General features: G+C 38.2%; 24 protein-coding genes. 20 read left to right on the forward strand and 4 right to left on the reverse strand.

Translation table 11 applies throughout. From position 1 onward, the window contains the following. Positions 1-90: 90 nt before the first annotated feature. Both IGL70_RS04360 and IGL70_RS04365 read right to left on the reverse strand, forming a co-directional pair. Complete coding sequence (locus tag IGL70_RS04360; protein WP_010829595.1) at positions 91-1,830, reverse strand: ATP-binding protein; 1,740 nt, start codon at positions 1,828-1,830, stop codon at positions 91-93. After that, entirely contained in the window at positions 1,827-2,531 is a 705-nt protein-coding gene (locus IGL70_RS04365; RefSeq protein WP_002306267.1) for a response regulator transcription factor, read from the reverse strand. Before IGL70_RS04365 ends, IGL70_RS04360 begins: the two co-directional genes overlap by 4 nt. A 130-nt stretch (positions 2,532-2,661) precedes the next feature. Between IGL70_RS04365 and IGL70_RS04370 the strand changes: the two genes are divergently transcribed. The 5 genes from IGL70_RS04370 (at position 2,662) to IGL70_RS04390 (ending at position 6,118) form a co-directional block, all read left to right on the forward strand. Beyond that, positions 2,662-3,165 carry a DUF523 domain-containing protein gene (locus tag IGL70_RS04370; RefSeq protein WP_002297194.1) on the forward strand — a complete coding sequence of 168 codons (504 nt, stop codon included), beginning with the start codon at positions 2,662-2,664 and terminating at the stop codon, positions 3,163-3,165. Further along, complete coding sequence (locus IGL70_RS04375) at positions 3,125-3,463, forward strand: putative DNA-binding protein (protein WP_002332522.1); 339 nt, start codon at positions 3,125-3,127, stop codon at positions 3,461-3,463. Before IGL70_RS04370 ends, IGL70_RS04375 begins: the two co-directional genes overlap by 41 nt. A 20-nt stretch (positions 3,464-3,483) precedes the next feature. Continuing rightward, positions 3,484-4,902 carry a signal recognition particle protein gene (gene ffh, locus IGL70_RS04380; RefSeq protein ID WP_002291602.1) on the forward strand — a complete coding sequence of 473 codons (1,419 nt, stop codon included), beginning with the start codon at positions 3,484-3,486 and terminating at the stop codon, positions 4,900-4,902. 112 nt (positions 4,903-5,014) lie between these two features. Beyond that, complete coding sequence (locus IGL70_RS04385; RefSeq protein ID WP_002332521.1) at positions 5,015-5,593, forward strand: DNA-3-methyladenine glycosylase I; 579 nt, start codon at positions 5,015-5,017, stop codon at positions 5,591-5,593. A gap of 3 nt (positions 5,594-5,596) precedes the next feature. Beyond that, positions 5,597-6,118, forward strand: coding sequence for a dihydrofolate reductase family protein (locus tag IGL70_RS04390; RefSeq protein WP_002332520.1), 522 nt, complete (start codon positions 5,597-5,599; stop codon positions 6,116-6,118). A 75-nt stretch (positions 6,119-6,193) separates the two neighbouring features. On the opposite strand, the gene IGL70_RS04395 is transcribed toward IGL70_RS04390, so the two are convergent. Then, positions 6,194-6,748 carry an NADPH-dependent FMN reductase gene (locus IGL70_RS04395; protein ID WP_002306271.1) on the reverse strand — a complete coding sequence of 185 codons (555 nt, stop codon included), beginning with the start codon at positions 6,746-6,748 and terminating at the stop codon, positions 6,194-6,196. Between the two features lie 179 nt (positions 6,749-6,927). Between IGL70_RS04395 and IGL70_RS04400 the strand changes: the two genes are divergently transcribed. From IGL70_RS04400 to IGL70_RS04450, 11 genes are all read left to right on the forward strand, one after another. After that, positions 6,928-8,040, forward strand: coding sequence for a helix-turn-helix domain-containing protein (locus tag IGL70_RS04400; RefSeq protein ID WP_104765679.1), 1,113 nt, complete (start codon positions 6,928-6,930; stop codon positions 8,038-8,040). A 1-nt stretch (position 8,041) separates the two neighbouring features. Beyond that, a complete protein-coding gene (locus IGL70_RS04405; RefSeq protein WP_010829599.1) occupies positions 8,042-8,242 on the forward strand; it encodes a PLDc N-terminal domain-containing protein in 201 nt (66 codons plus the stop codon). After that, positions 8,242-9,144 carry an ABC transporter ATP-binding protein gene (locus IGL70_RS04410; RefSeq protein WP_010829600.1) on the forward strand — a complete coding sequence of 301 codons (903 nt, stop codon included), beginning with the start codon at positions 8,242-8,244 and terminating at the stop codon, positions 9,142-9,144. Before IGL70_RS04405 ends, IGL70_RS04410 begins: the two co-directional genes overlap by 1 nt. After that, positions 9,141-9,911, forward strand: coding sequence for an ABC transporter permease subunit (locus tag IGL70_RS04415; RefSeq protein WP_104873753.1), 771 nt, complete (start codon positions 9,141-9,143; stop codon positions 9,909-9,911). Before IGL70_RS04410 ends, IGL70_RS04415 begins: the two co-directional genes overlap by 4 nt. 122 nt (positions 9,912-10,033) lie before the next feature. Further along, positions 10,034-10,309, forward strand: a complete 276-nt coding sequence (gene rpsP, locus IGL70_RS04420; protein WP_002290274.1) for a 30S ribosomal protein S16 — start codon at positions 10,034-10,036, stop codon at positions 10,307-10,309. Between the two features lie 11 nt (positions 10,310-10,320). Further along, positions 10,321-10,572, forward strand: coding sequence for a KH domain-containing protein (locus tag IGL70_RS04425; protein ID WP_002290277.1), 252 nt, complete (start codon positions 10,321-10,323; stop codon positions 10,570-10,572). A gap of 124 nt (positions 10,573-10,696) precedes the next feature. After that, on the forward strand, positions 10,697-11,488 hold the full coding sequence (locus tag IGL70_RS04430) for a hypothetical protein (protein WP_104856180.1): 792 nt from the start codon (positions 10,697-10,699) through the stop codon (positions 11,486-11,488). A 169-nt stretch (positions 11,489-11,657) separates the two neighbouring features. After that, positions 11,658-12,179: a ribosome maturation factor RimM gene (gene rimM / locus IGL70_RS04435; RefSeq protein WP_010829603.1), complete on the forward strand. Its 522-nt coding sequence runs from the start codon at positions 11,658-11,660 to the stop codon at positions 12,177-12,179. Continuing rightward, a complete protein-coding gene (trmD, locus tag IGL70_RS04440) occupies positions 12,169-12,930 on the forward strand; it encodes a tRNA (guanosine(37)-N1)-methyltransferase TrmD (protein WP_002293717.1) in 762 nt (253 codons plus the stop codon). Before rimM ends, trmD begins: the two co-directional genes overlap by 11 nt. 135 nt (positions 12,931-13,065) lie before the next feature. Further along, positions 13,066-13,413, forward strand: coding sequence for a 50S ribosomal protein L19 (rplS, locus tag IGL70_RS04445; protein WP_002286913.1), 348 nt, complete (start codon positions 13,066-13,068; stop codon positions 13,411-13,413). A 258-nt stretch (positions 13,414-13,671) separates the two neighbouring features. Beyond that, a complete protein-coding gene (locus IGL70_RS04450) occupies positions 13,672-13,965 on the forward strand; it encodes a DUF2087 domain-containing protein (protein ID WP_002332518.1) in 294 nt (97 codons plus the stop codon). A gap of 87 nt (positions 13,966-14,052) precedes the next feature. On the opposite strand, the gene IGL70_RS04455 is transcribed toward IGL70_RS04450, so the two are convergent. Beyond that, positions 14,053-14,709, reverse strand: a complete 657-nt coding sequence (locus IGL70_RS04455; protein WP_002306282.1) for a CPBP family intramembrane glutamic endopeptidase — start codon at positions 14,707-14,709, stop codon at positions 14,053-14,055. A gap of 573 nt (positions 14,710-15,282) precedes the next feature. Here IGL70_RS04455 and IGL70_RS04460 point away from each other — a divergent pair. The 4 genes from IGL70_RS04460 to IGL70_RS04475 are packed head-to-tail and all read left to right on the forward strand — an operon-like array spanning position 15,283 to position 20,535. Next, a complete protein-coding gene (locus IGL70_RS04460; RefSeq protein WP_104873754.1) occupies positions 15,283-17,610 on the forward strand; it encodes an MBG domain-containing protein in 2,328 nt (775 codons plus the stop codon). Beyond that, positions 17,607-18,527: a pilin N-terminal domain-containing protein gene (locus IGL70_RS04465; RefSeq protein ID WP_240187441.1), complete on the forward strand. Its 921-nt coding sequence runs from the start codon at positions 17,607-17,609 to the stop codon at positions 18,525-18,527. Before IGL70_RS04460 ends, IGL70_RS04465 begins: the two co-directional genes overlap by 4 nt. Beyond that, positions 18,524-19,108 (forward strand): prealbumin-like fold domain-containing protein, encoded by a 585-nt coding sequence (locus IGL70_RS04470; protein WP_240187442.1) that lies wholly within the window; start codon positions 18,524-18,526, stop codon positions 19,106-19,108. Before IGL70_RS04465 ends, IGL70_RS04470 begins: the two co-directional genes overlap by 4 nt. Beyond that, positions 19,105-20,535, forward strand: coding sequence for a SpaH/EbpB family LPXTG-anchored major pilin (locus IGL70_RS04475; protein ID WP_162781113.1), 1,431 nt, complete (start codon positions 19,105-19,107; stop codon positions 20,533-20,535). Before IGL70_RS04470 ends, IGL70_RS04475 begins: the two co-directional genes overlap by 4 nt. Positions 20,536-20,736 lie beyond the last annotated feature (201 nt).

Consider the following 20,736-nt stretch of genomic DNA (forward strand, 5'->3'; position numbering starts at 1 on the left):
GGCTCAGCATTTTTTAGGTAATAAAAAGCCTGCTTTTCAGCGTAGTAGATGATCGTTAGACATCTAAACACTGCTGCAAGCAGGCCTTATTTAATTGCTTTTTGGAATGGTAACGGTGAAAGTCGAACCTGTTCCAAGATGACTGTCTACAGTAATCGTACCATGAAGGAGTTGCACGTAGTCTTTTACAATTGCTAACCCTAATCCGGTCCCGCCTGAATGTCGGCTTCGCGCCTTGTCTACGCGGTAAAAACGCTCAAAGATACGTTCCTGATCCTCAATGTCGATACCTATACCAAAATCTTGGACAGAAAACGATAGATCATCTGTTGCCTGATAGCGGATAATAATCTCGCTGTCGCTTTTTGAATATTGGACAGCATTTTCAATCAGATTTTTGATAATTGGATAAAGGATATCTGCTTTAGTAGTAAATGGTTCGTTCTTTCCAATCAATCGAATCGTCAACCGTTTCTTTTCGATGATTGGCTGATAATTTTGAACGATTTGCTGGAAATAAGGTTCTATATAAATTGTCTGGATCTCGTAAGAATTCTCGCCATCTTTTGACAGCTGGATGATTTCCCGAATCAATTTATCTAACCGAATCGCATCTTTTTGCATGATCTCAAGAAAAGAAGTCAGAGTTTGCGGGTCATCTTTTGCACCATCCAGTAAAGTCTCGGTAAAACCAATCAGTGAAGTCACAGGAGTTTTTAATTCGTGAGAGACGTTGCCAACGAAATCCTTTTGTAGCTTTTCTAAACGTCGCACTTTCGTTAAGTCATACGCCACCCCTAGAATCTGTCCGCTACCTTCTGAATTAGTAAAGTAGCGCAAACTCAAGTCTAATGTCTGCCGACCTTCTGTAAGGGTGATCTCCTGATGGATCAGCGGATGCTCAGGAGTCACTTGATGAATCAGCTGAATGAGTTTTGGCTCTTGAATGACTTCTGTGTACCGCTGTTCAGGTTGATAGCTTACCACGTTTAAATGTAGCTGCATCTTTGGATTAAGCAGTAGTAAACGAGAATCAGCATCATCAATCAGGAATACGCCAATCATCAGTTCGTTCAGTAACGTATATAATTGCTCTTCTGTGGTAGTATACGCCCGATACATCTTACTCATTTGTTCGCTCAACGCATTGATCGTCTGATACAATTCTTCCCATTGATCGGGTGTTTGCATGATTACTTCCGCCTGATTAGGATTTTGCACCATTTTTTTAAGTACGGGCAGCACGGTTTTCAATGGCTGGTTTTTTTGATAGATCAGATAATAGATCATTCCTGCAAGAACAAGGAAGAAAGACAGAAAGAAGAAAAAGACCCAACGGCGAAAACTCTCAGTTCTCGGTAAAAAACCGCTTGTCGGTTCTGCGATACGTAAAATGGCTTCTAACTGGCCACTTTTTTTGACTGGTAATGCGACATATAAAAGATCCTCATCCAAAGTGGTACTTTTACGCAAAGCGCTACCTAGGTTTCCGCCATTCAATACGGCTTTGATTTCGGGACGGGAGTTTCGCTGTTCATTCAATGTTTCATTGTTTGTGTCAAATAAGATCTTTCCAGTAGCATCCATTAAAGTAATCCGTTCGTTCGACTGATGGACGAATTCTTCCAAAGCAGTTTTGTTTTGCGCTGCTTGGAGGTTTTCGACATCTAATTGCCGGATCAGCAGTTGTGCTTTTTTTGTCAGGTAGCTTTCTTGCTGTTCCACGATCTGCTGTTGAAAATAATGGGAAATCAATTGCCAGCCACCAAAAAACAAACTAACTAAAAGAATAAGAAAGAAGAGACGTTCATAAATTTTTTTCCATTTCATCGTTTTGGTTCCTGAAACTTATAGCCAAATCCTCTAACAGTCACCAAGTACTTTGGATGTTTTGGATCTCGCTCGATTTTTTCTCGCAAATGACTAACGTGTACATCTACGATTCGGCTTTGTCCTGCGAAGTCAAAATTCCAAATGCGGTCTAGCAGTGTGTCTCGGTCGATCACACGGTCTTTTCGTTTCATGAAATAAACCAGTAATTCAAATTCTTTCGGTGTTAGTTCAATCAGATGGTCGTCTACGGTCACTTGATAATTGGTCAAATCAGCAGTGATTTGTCCAATCGATAGATATTCAGGCTCAGCTTCATCTTTTGATTGCTTACGAGGTTCAATCCGTCTGAATATTGCTTTCATACGGGCTAATACTTCACGTGGACTAAATGGTTTGGTCAAATAGTCGTCAGCACCTATCTCTAGACCAATGATCCGATCCACTTGATCATCTTTAGCCGTCAGCATCAAAATCGGTGTTTCATTTTTTTCTTGACGCAGCCGCTGAGTGATCTCCATGCCATCCATCGTTGGAAGCATCACATCTAAAATGATGAAATCAAATGATTGTTCTAATGCTAATTCTAATCCTTCGCCTCCATCTGTGGCACTGGTTACCTTGTAGCCTTCTTTTTCCAAATTGAACGTCAAGAGCGTTACAATAGAAGGTTCATCATCAACAACTAGTATTTTTTTCATTCAAATCTCCTTTAAATAGGTTTCATTCTGTTTATATTTTAGCATAGAATCAGTACAAAGGGCTATTTTACAAAAGAAATAAATGGTATAATAGGAAGGCACTTTGCTGAATAGAAAGGAAGAGCAGTCAATGATTGGAATCAGTGCATGTTTAGGCGGTCTGGCATGTCGCTATGATGGACAGAAAAAAGAAGTACCAGAATTGATGGAACTAGTTGAAACTGGAGAAGCTGTCATGGTCTGTCCAGAAGTGATCGGCGGATTACCAATTCCTAGAGATCCCGCTGAAATCATTGGTGGAAATGGATTCGATGTGTGGAAAGATCAAGCAAAAGTATGGACGACAAGCGGCGAAGATGTAACGGAAGCGTACAAAAATGGCGCGATCAAAGCCTATCAAAAATTGCAGGAAAAACACATTGATCTAGTCATCATGAAGGAAAAAAGCCCTTCATGCGGAACCCATTCGATTTATGACGGGAGTTTTTCCGGAATAAAAAAAAATGGTGCCGGAGTGGCTACTGCTTATTTTATTCAGCAAAAAATGACTGTGCTCTCTGATGAAGAATGGCTGAAAACTAGAGGTGAGCAGAATGGAAATCGAAAAGACCAATCGAATGAACGCGCTCTTTGAATTTTATTCGACCTTATTGACAGAAAAACAAATGAACTACATGGAATTATATTATGCAGATGATTTTTCATTAGGTGAGATCGCGGAAGAATACGAAGTAAGCCGACAAGCAGTATATGACAATATCAAGCGGACAAGCAAGATCTTGGAGGATTATGAAAAAAAACTCCATCTTTTCTCTAATTATATTGTTCGAGAACAGGTATTGGAAAATATGACTGCATATATTACAGATAAGTACTCGGAAGATAAAAAACTACTTGAATATGTACAGCAAATTCAAGCAATCGAAGAATAAATAAAAGGAATGAAGAAAATATGGCATTTGAAAGCTTAACTGAACGTCTCCAGCAGGCGATGGGAAAACTAAGAAAAAAAGGAAAAGTATCAGAAGCTGACGTAAAAGAAATGATGCGGGAAATCCGCCTTGCCTTACTAGAAGCCGATGTTAACTTGCAAGTAGTCAAAGATTTTACTAAGCGCGTACGCGAACGTGCGGTAGGGGCAGAAGTGCTGGAAAGTTTATCACCTGCACAACAAATCGTAAAAATCGTTGATGAAGAATTGACGATCACACTTGGTTCTGAAACAGCAGAGTTAAATAAATCACCAAAAATACCAACTGTTATCATGATGGCTGGTCTTCAAGGGGCAGGTAAAACGACCTTTACTGGTAAATTAGCCAATTATTTAAAGAAAAATGAAAATGCTCGTCCGCTCCTAATCGCAGGGGACGTATATCGACCAGCTGCGATCGACCAATTGAAAGTATTAGGTCAACAGCTAGACGTTCCTGTATTTGATATGGGAACTGAAGTCAGCCCGGTAGAGATCGTCCGTCAAGGGATGGAGTTAGCAAGAGAAAAGAAAAACGACTATGTATTGATCGATACGGCAGGACGTCTGCATATCGATGAAACATTGATGGATGAGTTGAAACAAATCAAAGAATTGACGCAACCAAATGAGATTTTGCTTGTTGTCGATGCCATGACTGGTCAAGATGCCGTCAACGTAGCTGATAGCTTCAACCAGCAATTAGGTATTACAGGGGTCGTCATCACTAAACTTGATGGGGATACTCGAGGCGGGGCAGCACTATCGATCCGCTCAGTGACAGGCGCACCAATCAAATTCATCGGTTCTGGTGAAAAATTGACTGACTTAGAAGTATTCCACCCAGATCGTATGGCTAGCCGTATCCTTGGTATGGGGGATATGCTGACATTGATTGAAAAAGCGCAGCAAGACTATGACGAGAAAAAAGCGGAAGAACTTGCACAGAAAATGCGGGAAAATTCATTCGATTTCAATGACTTTATTGAACAGCTTGATCAAGTGATGGGTATGGGACCATTGGAAGATCTAATCAAGATGATTCCAGGAATGAATCAAGTACCCGGAATCGAAAACGTCAAGGTAGATCCAAAAGACGTAGAACGTAAAAAAGCGATGGTTTATTCTATGACACCAGCAGAAAGAGCAAATCCTGATCTGTTGAACCCAAGCCGTCGTCGCCGAATTGCTGCCGGTTCTGGAAACAGTGTGGTTGAAGTAAACCGAATGATCAAACAATTCAAGGAATCAAGAAAAATGATGCAGCAAATGTCCAAAGGGGATATGAACATCCCAGGTATGGACCAAATGTTTGGTTCAGGCGTCAAAGGAAAACTAGGCAAAATGGCGATGAATCGAATGATCAAGAAAAACAAGAAGAAAAAGAAAAAACGGAAATAAAATATGAAAAACAGCTTCGGTATAGACAGAAGAATGTCTACTGCCGAAGCTTTTCTATCAGCAATTTTTATTACTTATTGGTACAATTACTCTAAATAAAGAGGTGGCACAGATGAGATGTCCGTGGAGTGAACAAACAGAAAATATGCGGGAATATCATGATACTGTCTGGGGTGTTCCTGAATATGATGACCAAAAGCTGTTCCGAAAATTGATGCTTGATATTAATCAAGCCGGATTGAGCTGGCAGACGATTTTAAATAAAAGTGAAGCATTCGATGAAGCATATGATCGATTCGATATCAAAAAAGTCGCAAATTATGGAGAAACAAAAATCAGTGAACTAATGGAAAACAAAGGAATTATTCGTAACCGAAGAAAAATCGAAGCAGCCGTCCAAAACGCCAAAGCAGTCTTGAAAATTCAAGAAGAAATCGGCAGTTTTTCAGAGTATCTTTGGTCGTTTTCTAATGGAAAAATCGTTGATTCTTCTTATCATTCACAAGAAGAAGTCCCAACAACAAGTCCTCTTTCAGATGAATTAGCAAAAGATCTAAAGAAAAGAGGATTTAAATTTATCGGAAGCACAACAATCTATGCTTTTTTAGAAGCTGTCGGGATCATCAATGATCACCTTGACAGTTGTTTCCGCAAAGAAGAGGTCGTACGTATCGGCAGAAAGGGCGAATAAAGCATGCGAAAAATCATATTTTATGGTGCTATAAGTTTAGATGGCTATTTGGCAACGAAAACGGATGATCTTCAATGGCTTTTTGACACTCCAACAGGTAAGCAAACCACTTATGAAGCTTTTTATGAAACAATCGATACGACCATCATGGGCAGAAAAACTTATCAGGAAGCAAAAAAATATTTGGAGACCGAAGCAATTTATCCAGAGAAAAAGAATTTCGTTTTTTCCACCCACGCACAATTACAATTGCCAGATGCTGAGGTCGTAAACGAAGATCCTGTTGCTTTTCTAAAAAATCTACAAATGACAGAAGGAAAAGATATCTGGGTTGTGGGTGGCGGTCGATTGATCAAACCGTTAGTAGAACATCAAATGATTGATGAATGGTATATCCAGATTGCCCCTGTATTATTAGGGGACGGGATCCCTTTATTCCAAAAAGGAACATATGAAGCGCGTTTTGAATTGCTAGACACGACACGATTCGGTGAATTTATCGAATTGCATTACGTACGAAAGTAGAAGTAAATAAAAAAAAGGCAACTATAATCAGAAGTAATCTGCATATAGTTGCCTTTTTTTATTATTGTTCTGATTTTATTCTGCTAATTTGTTAGAAAAATCTAGATACGCATCTAAAATCGTTTGGAAGAAACTTAATGTTCCTTCAACGATATTACCGTTTTCATCAATTAGATTCGCAACGTTTCCGATATATGCTTCCGGTTGCTGCAAGGTTGGCACATTCAAAAAGACAAGTGATTGGCGTAGATGGTGGTTTGCGCCAAAGCCGCCGATCCCACCTGGTGATGCAGTAACGACTAAACCTGGTTTATGATCCCAAACACTGTGTCCATAAGGTCTTGAGCCTACATCTAAAGCATTTTTCAATACTGCTGGCACAGAACGGTTGTATTCAGGAGTAACGAAAACGACACCGTCTAGTCCCCTCACTTCCTCACGAAAACGAGTCCATTCAGCAGGAGCCTGTTCTGGAGTTTCGAGATCCTCATTGTAAAATGGCAGATCATCGATTTTTACAAATACACTTTCGTACCCTTCAGGAAGCAATTTCGCAAAAGCTTCTGCTACTTTTTTGTTGTAAGAATCTTTTCTTAAACTACCAATAAAAAATCCAATTTTTTTTGTCATACGATTTTTCCTCCTTCAAACTATCTATAATAATCTTACAAAAAATAAGTAACTGGAGCAAATAAAAACACTTATTGATAAAAGTTTCGTTTTAGTTGACAAATGATCGCGAAGTATCGTTAGTCTCCATTGCCAACCCTCTTAGAAAGTCTATATAATGAAGAAAAAGGAGGGATAAGATGGAAGAATTATCATTATCCAAAAATGTAGCAAATTTACGAAAGGAAAAAGGCGTGACTCAAGAAACTCTAGCTGAATTCATAGGTGTGACAAAAGCTTCTGTTTCCAAATGGGAGACAGGCCAAAGTATGCCTGATGTACTCATATTGCCTAAATTAGCCAGTTTTTTTGATGTGTCTGTTGATGAACTGCTTGGCTATCATCCTCAATTGACGAAAGAGCAAATCAGACACTTTTATCAGCAGTGGACCATCGCTTTTTCTGAAGAGCCCTTTGAATATGTGATGGAGGACTGTAGAAAAGCGGTCAAACAATATTACTCATGTTATCCTTTTCTTTTACAAGTAGTCGTTTTGTGGTTGAATCATTTTATGCTAACAAAGGATCTGGAGGAACAACAAGCAATTCTGTCTGAAGCAGAAGCATTATGTACGAAAATCGTAGAAGAATCAGCAGAATTATCTCTATGCAATAATGCTTCTTTGTTAAAAGTAGCGGTCATGCTCCAGCTAGGCAAACCAGAAGAAGCTTTATCTGAGATCGAAGAAAAAGCGGATCCTTATCGTTTTACCCAGCAAAGCGACACATTACTTATCCAAGCGTACCGAGCCGCTGGTCAAACAAAAAAAGCGGTAAGCTACACTCAATTCAGCATGTTTTCTCATTTAATCAATCTCGTATCTTCAGCCACTCATTATCTATTGATCCAAATCATTCAATTACCGGTTATAGAAGAAACTGTCAATAGAATAGATGCTGTGATCCAAGCATTCAACCTGACTGCGGTCCATACCAACAGCTGTGCTCAATTTTCTTATGCTGCAGCCTGTGCTTATGCGAAACATGAAAAAGAAGAACAAGTAATAAAGTGCTTAAAACAGTTTGTGGATTTGACACTTATACTTTTAAGCGAGGAAGGCAGGATCCTTCATGGTGATAGGTATTTTGATGAGATAACTGAGATATTTGAAGGAGCAGATCTTGGGGTACAGCAAATAAGAGACACGAAAATCATCAGGGAAGGGGCATTGAGTGCATTAGAAAATCCGATTTTTCAACAAATTGAAAGATCAAAAATTGAAAAACTAAAAAAACGATTGGCAGGCGAGTAATATGGGCATCAAAGAATTTCTTCCGTTTTTAATTCCTTTAATCATTGTACAGTTTGGATTACTTATTTATGTACTTCATCATATCTTTACACATTCTGAATATAAACATGGAAATCGAATGATATGGGTGATTATTGTTATTGTTGGTATGCAGTTTATCGGTCCTGTCCTTTATTTGATTTTTGGCAAGGAGGATGCGTAGTGGCTATCTTGACACTTGAAAAAGTCTCAAAGTCTTTTGGTACAAACAAATTGCTGGATGATTTATCTTTTTCTGTAGAAGAACAGACGATTTTTGGTTTCATCGGTAAAAACGGTGCTGGAAAAACGACAACTATGAAACTGATCTTAGGTCTTATCAAAAAAGACAGCGGAACAATCCGAGTGAACGGAAAAGAAGTAGAGTACGGACAAACAACGACCAATCAAGAAATCGGCTATCTAGCTGATGTGCCGTTTTTTTATGATTATATGACCGCTTCCGAGTATTTAATCTTTTGCGGCGAACTCACAGGAATGCCTAAACAGCGGATAAAGGAAAAAACCAATGAACTGTTGTCACTTGTTGGTCTGTCAAATGAAAAGAAGCGGATCAAAAAATTTTCCAGAGGAATGCGACAACGTTTAGGGATTGCTCAAGCCTTGTTGAACGAGCCCAAATTACTCATTTGCGATGAACCAACTTCTGCTCTTGATCCTGTTGGTCGAAAAGAAATCTTAGATATCTTATCCTCTGTGAAAGAGCAAACGACGATTTTATTTTCTACTCATATTTTATCTGACGTGGTGCGTATCTGTGATAAAGTTGCTTTTTTGGATAATGGAAAAATCGTGTTGTCTGGATCAGTAGACGAATTGAAAAAGCAAACAAATGCTAGTGGATTTGAGATCGTATTTTTTTCCAAAAAAGAGCGCGAACAATTTGAAGAGCTTTTACCTGGAGGGATGATCCGAAGTGAACTGCGTATAGCTTATCCACAAAAAAGTAAAGAAGAAATGCTTTTTGCTATGGATTTGCTAGCCAAATATCAATTGCCAGTCCAATCGGTCCAGATGGAAGAACCTACGCTAGAAAAACTCTTTTTGGAGGTCGTTCAATCATGAGACAACTCATTGCCTTCGCTAAAAAGGAGCTAAAAGAAAACTGGCGTACTGGAAAAATCATCACATTAAGTGCGCTCACAGTGATTTTCGGTATAATGAATCCATTGCTAGCTAAATTGACTCCTTATTTAGTGCAAGCTATGTCAACAACTCTGGCAGAGTCAGGGATATCTGTTCAGGAAATCACAGTTGATGCCACGACTTCATGGACACAATTTTATAAAAATATTCCGATGCTGTTGATTTTCTTCCTTCTTTTATTCAGCGGGATATTGACAAGCGAATACCAAAACGGAACAATCATCAACTTGCTAACAAAAGGAATGAAGCGCTGGAAGATATTTCTGTCGAAATGGATCATGGGTATACTGTTTTGGAGTGTCAGCTATTGGTGCTGTTATAGTATTACGCTAGCATACACGATTTATTATTGGGACCAGTCGATTATCTCCCATCCTTTATTTATCAGTTTTACTTATTATTTTTTTGGCTGTTGGCTTTATTCATTGATTTTATTTTATTCAGCTTTTCTTTCTTCCAATTATGCGGTTCTGTTGGCTAGTGGGGGAACGGTCATTCTGAGTTATGGTGCTGGGTTGTTCTCTAAAGTAGCAGAATATGTACCGACTTATTTGATTTCTTCCTCAAATTTTCTTACGAAAGAAATCCACCTTACAGATTATACTCAGTCATTAGCAGTGACGTGTTGTTCTATCGTCATATCCATCGTAGCTGGGTGGCTTATTTTTAACAAAAAAGAAGTCTAAAATCTTCTATTTCCTAAAAAAAATCGAATTTAATCAAGCTGTAAAGAAAAAAAGCTTTACAGGGTAAAAAAAAACTGTTACACTACATCTTGTGAATAAAACAATGGAGGTGGAAATAAATAATGGCAGTTAAAATCCGTTTAAAACGTATGGGTTCTAAAAAGAGTCCGTTTTACCGTATCGTCGTAGCTGATTCACGTTCTCCTCGTGATGGACGTTTCATCGAAACTGTAGGTACTTACAATCCTTTGAAAGACCCTGCAGAAGTAGTTTTAAAAGAAGACTTAGTTCTTGACTGGTTATCAAAAGGTGCACAACCTTCTGACACTGTACGTAACATCCTTTCAAAAGAAGGCGTTATGCAAAAACACCACGAAGCTAAATTCTCAAAGAAATAAGGTGACCGGATATGAAAGATTTAAGCGACTTAGTCTTAACAATCGTTCGTCCGCTAGTCACTTATCCTGATCAAGTCAAGTTAGATGTCGTAGAGTCGAAAGACTTTTACGAGTACAATCTAACAGTGGCTCCTGAAGATATTGGCCGTATCATTGGAAAACAAGGGCGTGTTGCTAAAGCAATCCGCACAATCGTTTACGGTGTTCGGATCAATGCACCGAAAAAAGTGCGTTTGAATATCATCGATGATAAGGAAAAGTAAATAAACGTGCTGTACTCGAATTTTCGAGTGCAGCTTTTTTGTTTTTTTTATTAATTGAAGAAATGATTATTTGGCAAAACAAGCAAGAAAGCGTATCCTTATAGGAGGAGGGAGTGAACAGCCAATGAGAAAGAAAATGTTATTTATTTCATTTGCTCTATTGTTAAGCGCTTGTAGTTCGGTTACTCAAGAATCAGACAATACACATCTATCAAGCAGTATATCTGAAACTGTTACCAGTCCAGAAAAAAGTAGTACCAAAACGGCTTCCACCACTGAACAAACAATGGCTACCTCAAATAATGAGAAAAAGACTGCTTTAGACCAGTTGAAAGAACAACAGCCAAATGTTCCCATGCCTCTAGATGTACCAGTCTCTTCAGGCTATCTCAATATCGCAGCGGCACATACAAAGCAAGGTTATTCTATTTTATATTACAGAACAGATCGTCCCCTCGGGTTGAATGCTGACGAATTGAATCAAGAAACGCCTATTGCAACCTATCTATATCAATATGGGTTTGCTTCTAGTCAAGAAACAATCCAAGTTTTGCAGCCCTTTGAGATCAACACAAATGGTCAGCAAGTGGACTTAGGTTCTCGAATCACAGGGTATCAGCAAGGTGCAGCAGGTTCAAGTTTTCTTGAATGGCAAGAAGGAAACTGGCGTATTCGAATCCGTGGGAATAATATAGAAGGCCAAGATCCCTTACTATTAGCTAAAGAAATCGTAGCTTATTTGGAAGAAAACAGTCTACCAGCACCTGAACAATTTGGTAAAATTACTGTTGATATGGGTGATACGACGAATCGAGCCATAGAAGTAAGCTGGCAAGAACCGAAAAATGCCTATACGATCACTCATCAAGATCCTATGTCTGCGTTGAAGATGGCAGTTTCTATGAAGAGGTTGTGAAATCAGCGCGCTGATCTGAGCCCATCATTTAACTCCAAGTCACAGGAAGTAATCAAAAATAGCACGCCGCATTTTTGCATAATTTTGGCTTAATACCTTAAAAGAAAACTAGAATTGCCTCTTCACACATGCTAAAATAAAACAGACAAAAAAGAAATGGGGATATAAGTTGACTGAATACTTGAATGTAGGAAAAATCGTAAACACACAAGGTATCAAAGGCGAAGTCCGTGTGATCTCAACAACGGATTTCCCAGAAGAACGTTACAAAAAAGGAACGGTGCTAACACTATTCCAAGACGGAAAAGCACCTGTGGAATTAACAGTCAAAAGTCATCGCAAACATAAAAATTTTGACTTATTGAGTTTTGAAGGACATCCTTCTATCAATGATGTGGAAAAATATCGGGATGGCATATTAAAAGTGTCAAAAGACAACTCTGTAGATTTAGCTGAAAATGAATTCTATTACCATGAGATCATCGGTCTGCGTGTATTAGAAGATGGAACTGAGTTAGGTAAAGTAAAAGAAATCTTGTCACCAGGTGCCAATGATGTTTGGGTCGTTCAACGTCCGAAAAAATCTGATATATTGCTTCCGTATATCGCTTCTGTCGTCAAAGAAGTCGATTTAGAAGCTGGAGTGGTCCGTGTAGAAATCCCAGAAGGACTGATTGACGATGAAGATTGATGTATTGACTTTATTTCCAAGAATGTTTGAAGGTCCTATGGGGGAATCCATCATCGGTAAGGCTGTAGATAAAGGATTATTAGATATCAATATCTCTAACTTCCGCGATTATTCAGATAACAAACATCAGACAGTAGATGATTATCCATACGGCGGTGGAGCAGGCATGCTGCTCAAAGTCCAGCCCATCTATGATAACATCCAAGCCATTGAAAAAGCTGCACCGGATGTCAAAAAAAGAGTAATTCTTCTTGACCCAGCTGGTAAACGATTCGATCAGAAAATGGCAGAAGAATTTTCACAAGAAGAACACTTAGTATTCATTTGTGGTCATTATGAGGGATATGATGAACGTATCCGCACATTAGTGACAGATGAAGTTTCCTTAGGAGATTATGTCCTTACTGGGGGAGAATTAGGTGCGATGGTCATGATCGATGCAACAGTTCGGCTTTTGCCAGATGTGTTAGGGAATCAGACTTCAGCTCAAACGGATTCTTATTCAACCGGTTTATTGGAACATCCCCAATATACTCGCCCGGCAGAATATAAAGGGATGAAAGTACCAGAAGTATTGACAAATGGAAATCATAAATTGATTGAAGAATGGCAATTAAAAGAATCACTAAGAAGGACCTATCAACGACGGCCTGATCTTTTGGAAACACTTGAATGGACACCTCAAATGACGAAATTTTTAGAAGAAATCAAGAAAGAAGAACAAGAAAAAACAGCAGATGAAGCCAAGTGACTTTTTCTAAAATCTTCTTTACAGTAGGTTGATAATATGTTAGTATTTTATGGTGAGTGCAAAAGCACTTAACTATTACGATATTCCGCTGTGAGAAAAGCTCATAAGAATATTTGGAATAAGGAGAAGAAAACCATGAATCCATTAATCGAAGAATTAACAAAAGAACAATTACGTTCTGACATCCCAGCGTTCCGCCCTGGTGACACTGTGCGTGTTCACGCAAAAGTTGTTGAAGGTACTCGTGAACGTATCCAGTTATTTGAAGGTGTTGTTATCAAACGCCGCGGTGCTGGAATCAGCGAAACTTATACAGTACGTAAAGTTTCTAACGGAGTGGGCGTTGAGCGTACATTCCCATTGCACACACCACGTGTTGCAAAAATCGAAGTAGTTCGCTACGGTAAAGTACGTCGTGCAAAATTGTACTACCTACGTGCATTACACGGAAAAGCTGCTCGTATCAAAGAAATCCGTCGTTAATCATTGTTATCAGACTGAGAAAGAACCCTTGGTATTCAAGGGTTCTTTTTTCTTAGCATGTAATTTGAACACCCTGATCCAGTTTTTTTCTTTAATTATTGGTAGGGGAGAATAATGGATTAGAATAAATCTACCTATAAGTAGTAGTAAAAAAAAGAGCACTATGATAATATCTTTCTTAAGAGTAACCGCTTTAATAAAAAATCCAGAATATTCTAACATAAATGGAGTATTCTTAGAATCAAAAGGAGAAAGAAGATGATTTATACTTATACGGAGAAAGAGAAGATGAAAGTTTTGGAGACATTCATGAATGATGGAAAAGTAAAACAAGTACCAAGTTCAACAAAAAAGAAATACATCCTATTGAAAGAAGTCTTGAAACGCTTTGACCATGGAGTGATTTATACAGAAACAGAGGTTAATTCGATACTGCTGAACGTATTTTCTAGTGGCGATTATGTCGAACAAAGACGTTATCTAATCACATTCGGCTTTTTCAAAAGAAGTTCAGACGGTCGGGCATATCAGATGATGGGAATTGAAAATTAGAAGTTTTAATTTATACTCATTGAAAAAAGTTCAAGTATGCGATATTGGTTCTACACCGCATACTTGAACTTTTTTTGTCATCTGTATCTATAATACAAAGCCAAGAACGTTATTCAAAATATGGATAGCTATGATAAAAGCTAATGAGCGATTCGCAGTTAAATAAGCAATCGTCAGTAAAATCGTTCCAGGAGCGTACATGAAAAAATCAATTGGATGCGTTACATGAATAAATGTAAATAGAAAAATAGAAATCAAAGAAGACAAAATTAAACCAATAGATTGAGAAAGCCAATTAATTAAAAGATGACGAAAAATAAGTTCTTCTAAAATCGGACCAAAGAAAGCAAAAACAATCAAAGTCAAAAATAGCGGCGTTTGTTTTCCTAATTGCAATAAATATCCCTGATTGGCTGATTGGTTAGTAGGACCTAAAATGTATTGCATGAAGACGTCTACTAAAAAGATCAAGCCTACCCAAAAAAATATACTAGCAATCCTCAGCCAAGTTTTTTCTTTGAAGTAAGAAAAACTTTCTATGATCTCTTTACGAAACAAAATGATACCAATAATAGAAGGAATACATAAGTTAACCGCGAACACAACAAACTCTGAATGTATTAAATCACTGTTCGTTACCATAGATAATAAGGCTAATGGAAGGATCCCTAATTGAAATCCTATGAATAGAAAATAAAGAATGAATAAAGATAATTCTCTTTTATTTGTACGAATAAATACCAAAACGTACCTCCTAAAATTAGATTTTGGACAGATGCCCTTTAAAAAAATAACAAGATTTCGTTCTTGAAACAATATATATGCTTTTATTCCAATGAGGTTGTGAAAACAGTATTTTGTCCTGAGCGTTAGAAAATTGAAAATGGGGAATAGCAACTCGTACTTTACCATTTTTTAAGTGAATACAAGATCAGCTAATTGAACACCGTTTATTCGTGATGAGGGACACAACACTGCAGTCGACACATTTCTCTTTTATGTTCAAAGATAGCAAATATTTAAAACAAAGAAAAATAGTAGATAATCCCGTCCTAACTCTTTTATTCTTCCCTCCTAGCTTCCAAATTTAAGCAATACTTCAATTAATCAAGTTTTATCTTTTTTTTTCAATAATCGTAAAAAAAGAGTATTTTTTATTTAAAAATAAAATCTTTGTATTAAAGGACAAGACTAAAATAACCTTAGAATAAAAAGAGAAAAAAAGCCCCAAACTTTCTATACATCAATAAAATAATAAAAATTAAATTTAGAATAACGTGTAAAGGATTATTTGATGATTTTTTATTGAGAGGAGGGATGAAAATGATTAAGAAAACTCAAAATAAAATCCAACGTATATGTCAAAAACATTTTGTTTCTAGACTCAAAGCTGTATCTAAAAGAAAATACTTACACCCCATTATGATTTCGATCATCTTGATTTTTACTTTCTTAGGGAGCTTATCAAGTATTTATGTAAACGTTTATACAGAAACGTCAAATTTTGCTAACCAAACGATAGAGGAGACAAATAGTCCACCCGCTTCTGAAGTACAGTCAACAGAAAGTACCAAACAGTCTAGCAACAACGAGACAACCTCAACCACATCCTCGACTCAACTGATTGATCCGACAGAAAAAGAAATCACAGCAGCAAAAGCAGCAGGGGAGAAAGCTTATTCAGAAACAGGTAGAAGCCAGACATTTAGCGCTGTTGCGGCCACTGCGAATTTCAACGGACATACCATACCAGATGGATATACAGTGATATATGCCAAAGATGGAGTCATTGTTGCGGTTAACGGATCGATGAGTGCGGATAAAACTGCGTTACAAGGCGTAACCAAAGCAATCGCTTTTATTGATAACCGTCCAGATATCCATAATCTGTTTATTGGCTCCACAGTAAATGGTACTACTATCACATTCCCAAAAAGTATCTATATGGGGGTGGCTACCGCTGGAAATACGATCGATTCAGTTACACCCAATGCGGATAAAAGTTATTCTTTTACACCCTCAACATGGGGAGGGCTTCCTGCCGGAGGAGGTATGAGTACTTTTTCAATCGGTATACAGTTAGCAAATGATATTCCATTCACAGGGTACTCGATCAAAAATGGGCAGATCGTTGATGGTAAGGGAAATGTTTCAAATTTCCCAACCTATCAAGCAGCGACGGTTCAGGTCAATGCGAATCGGACAGGAACTTTTTCTTATACAGTCAATGGTGGAGCAGCAAAAATCGGAACGTACGGGACTACATTATCTGGAATCCATGTGGGTGACAAAGTGGTTATCACTCCAACAGCAGTAACGGGCTATTCTTTTGCACAAACAAACGGTTCTTTCACAGCCCTAGAAAGTAACGTCGATACGGTGACCTATACAGGCAAACAAACACCAATCACTATTAAGTATCAAGACTATTTTGGACAGACGATTGCTCCTTCTAAAATAATGAATCTTACTTACGGAAGTGCTGCACAAGACCTGACGACTAATGCGCCTACTATCGGCGGATATACCTTTACAGCTGTTTCAGCGACAGAAACAAAGAACCAATCAGCAATGAGTGTTTTAGCTAGTTTAGATACAAATGGAAATGTAATCGTAAAGGACGCAAATGGAAAACAGATTTCTGAAGTCATCCTATATTATAAGACAAATGCAACAGTATCAATCAATGCAAATGGCAGTAAGTACTATGATGGTCTTTCTGTTGTACCGATCGTTAAATATACCTTTAATGATAAAACAGAATCAACATCCCTTTTAAACAATGATCTCAGTATTGATCAAATCACATGGAATCCAACTGATTTCAAAGCGATGAATGAAAAGGGAGTTGAAGTAACTGCGCCTACTGAAATTGGAACCTATACGTCTTGGCAATTGACAAAAAGCGGACTAGCTAAACTAGCTGCCAGAACAAACTATTTATTTACTATCGTGCAGACATCTGATGTCTATACGATTAAGCAAATCAGCGGTGCGGTAGAGCTCAGTGGCAGTAAGACATATGATGGAAAAGCAGGTGTCCCGTCAATCCATGTCAAGCTAGCAGAGGGTGTCACTAGTTCGCTTACTCCAGTACAAGTGGCACTTAGCAGTATGGATTACACAGTAGATGCACAATCAGCAAAAAATATGATTAATGCTGGCAGCTATACAATTAAACTAACGAATAGCGGAATAGACAAAGTCAAAGCAGCAAATCCCAAGTTGTCATTTACTGATATAGCCAACATATCAGGAACTTATACCATCTATAAAGCTAACGCAGTGATTACTGTCGATGACGCTGCTTTTAGTTATGATGCCCAAAGTCACTCGATTCCGGTTGGAAATGTCCACGTTACCGGTGTTGTCTTAGGCGAATCATTGGATTATACCCTAACAGTTAACAGCCGGACAGATATTGGATCACAAATAGTAACGATTAGTTTAGGCGAAGGAACTGTAAACAATAATTATACGATTATCGCAACAGATACCGCTAAGTTGACGATCAATCCGACTCTCTTGCTTCCTTCGACAGGCGGGATAGGTCTACTGCCCTTTGTCTTTTTAGGACTGATCTTTATTTTTTCTGGCTTCTTTTATTTTATCCATCGTAAGAAAAAAGCAGGTGAACAGCGATGAAAAAAACAAAAAATGTACGTGTGGATATATTTGCTGTTCTCTTTTTTATCCTACTGGTCTTTTTTATAGGTTCTCCGACTGTGTCAGCTAGAGAATCACCTATTACATTTACTTTGCATAATCGAATGTTCGAAAGCGATAAGATACCAAGTATCAGTCAAAACGACGGAATAAATATCCCAGATAACTTTCAAGGAGTAAAAGGGTTGAACGGCGTTACTTTCGCTATATATGATGTCTCGGATGAATTTTACAAGCTGCGGTCAGAAGGAAGTAGTGTGGAAGACGCACAAAGAAAACTAGCACAAAAAAGTGATAGTGAAAAAATACTGGCAGAAAATGTGACAAAAACAGTAGACGGGGAAGAGGGCATTGCTTCTTTTAGTGCATCGGACAAAGATGAGCAAGGTCGTGACGCTGTTTACCGATTTGCGGAAATAAAGACTTCAGATCAAGTAAAAGAAAAATCAGCACCATTTGTCGTTGTGCTTCCTGTGACAGATTCATCTAATCATAAATTGACGACCATCCACTTGTATCCAAAGAGTGAACAAAAAATACCTGCTGCACTCACATTAACAAAAACAGTAGAGAATAAGCACACAGATTTTGCAGATGGGGATAAAGTCCCTTATCTCATCACCGTAACAATTCCTGAGAACATCAACGAGATAGGAACCTATACGATCAAAGATACAGCTGATCCTCAGTTATGGCTAGAACCAGAAACGATCGATTTTTTGATTGGTGGAGACAAGATTCATACATTTCACACACAAAAAACAAAACATGGTTTTGTCTTATCAGATTCTGGAAAAGATCTCAGTTCGTTTGCTGGGAAAAAATTAACGATCCGTTACCAAATGACATTGAAGAAAACAGTGAAAAAACGACATTTGATAACGATGTACGTTTGACGACTGACAATCAAACAGTAGAAACACATCTTGCCATCCAAACAGGAGGCAAACAATTTGTCAAAGTGGATCGGCAAACGAAACAAAGACTAGCAGATGCTCAATTTCTAGTCAAAAAAAATGACCAATACTTAGCGCAAGAAAACGGGATAAATCATTGGGTAGCCAAAGATGATTCAAGAGCAACGATTTTTACTTCCAGTAAAGATGGAACATTTTCTGTCCATGGATTGTCTTTTGGAAGTTACGAACTAGTGGAGATTAAACCGCCTAAAGGATATATATTGAGTCAATCAACCATTCCCTTTGAAGTTGAAAAAGGCAGTTATGATCCGCTTCATCCTATACCATTGGAAATCATCAACGAACCAAAAGCAAATCCGACGAATAATGGAAAAACGCCAGTTCAGATGCAGACAAATGGTCCATCAGATGAAAAAAATGGAGGAAGCTTTCCAAAAACAAGCGAAGAGATGCTTGGAGGTTTCTCAATTTTAGGGTTGTTGCTAGTCCTTTCAACAGGGACAGCTTGGTTTTATAAAAAACAACAAAAAGGAAACAATAGGAGGGAAATAAAATGAAAAACATCAAAACAAAAATATGGACGTTTTTAGGAACTGCTATCATGCTGCTTCCTTTCGTTCTCGGCCTAGGAACTGCAGAGGTTTCTGCAGCCGTATCACCTACACCAGAAAATGTTACGGTTAATTTGCATAAATTGAAATTCACTTCAGCACCAGAAAATCAAATAAACAACGGAACGGAATTGACATTTCCGAATAGCGAACCGTTGAACGGCGTTGAATTCAACGTATATGACATCACTGCTACGTACTATCCAAGTAAAGACACAGCAGTTCCAGCAGACGCTACACCCTTCGCAAGTGTAACGACTTCTGGTGAAGGATTAGCTAACCTGACTCTTCCAGGTAAATCTGATGGGAAAGATGCTGTATACGTCTTTGTAGAAACACCAAAGCCCGGTGTCGAAACGTCGCCAAATATCGTGTTAAGCTTACCCTTTTATAACCCGAATTCATCAGACCCTGACAAACCTTTAGACACGATTCACCTATATGCTAAAAATGTCATCAAAGAAAGCAATATCAAAATCCAGAAAGCTGGGAACTTTTCAGGGGTAGATAAGTTAGCAGGGGCGCAATTCCAGATCAAAAATTCAGAGAATCAATTCGTGACCGGTTTTGATGAAAACACTGGTGTCGCTCTCTATGATCCTGCTGAGTCAGCGTTGACATTCACAACTGATACTGAAGGATCCATCAGTGTCAATGGATTAATAGACGGCAATTATACTTTAGTTGAAACAAAAGCACCAGATGGTTATCAATTAACCGATCCACAAAAAGAAACTACTTTTATAGTAAAAAACGGAAAATTGCAACAAACAACCGGAATCATCCATGGGGCAGATCAAGCAAATCTTGGGAATCCAACCGGTGTAGTCAATCGGGAAAATACAACTACAGATAACACGATTACTGTAGAAAACGTCCAAAAATACGGTGATTTCCACTTCATCAAACAAGATGTGAACACGCAAGAAAAATTAGCCGGTGCAGAATTTTCTATTCTAAGAGCAAAAGATCCAACCGTTAAATTGATGAAGAAAATAGCAAACCTTGTCTCAGGAGAATACCAATATGCTTGGTCAAGTGAAGTCTCAGGTTCTGACTGGGAAGAAGTGAAATTGATTTCTGATTCAGAAGGGAAACTTTCAATCGAAGGACTGAAACAAGGAACGTACTGCCTACAAGAAATAAAAGCACCAAAAGGCTATGCGTTACCTAAGAATGAAGCAGCGTACACTGAATTTACAGTAGATGATGATCCAACAACTTCTGATAAAACAACGATTGATAACCAGCCTAAAGGAATCTTGCCTTCAACTGGTGGTACAGGGATCATCGCGTTCATCTTAGCAGGTATTTCTTTAACGGGAGGAGCAGTGATCTACTTCAAAAAACGCCATCAAGAAATAGAAGCTTAAACTATTGGAAACAAAAATCATACGATAAATAAACGACAGTGAATCAGATGGGGAGAAAGGTTGTGAAAGAGATGTTCAGCCTTGACCGATAAGAAGCGATTTTGAAAAATAGCTCCTCATATTTTACAAAATCGTGCCTTATTGCCGATAGGCTGTCTCTTGAACGCCGTCTATTCGGAAGAAGGGACTGTGATAAGACTT

This window comes from Enterococcus sp. DIV0901a (assembly GCF_051711525.1).
In the GTDB taxonomy this organism is placed as follows: Bacteria; Bacillota; Bacilli; order Lactobacillales; family Enterococcaceae; genus Enterococcus_B; species Enterococcus_B faecium.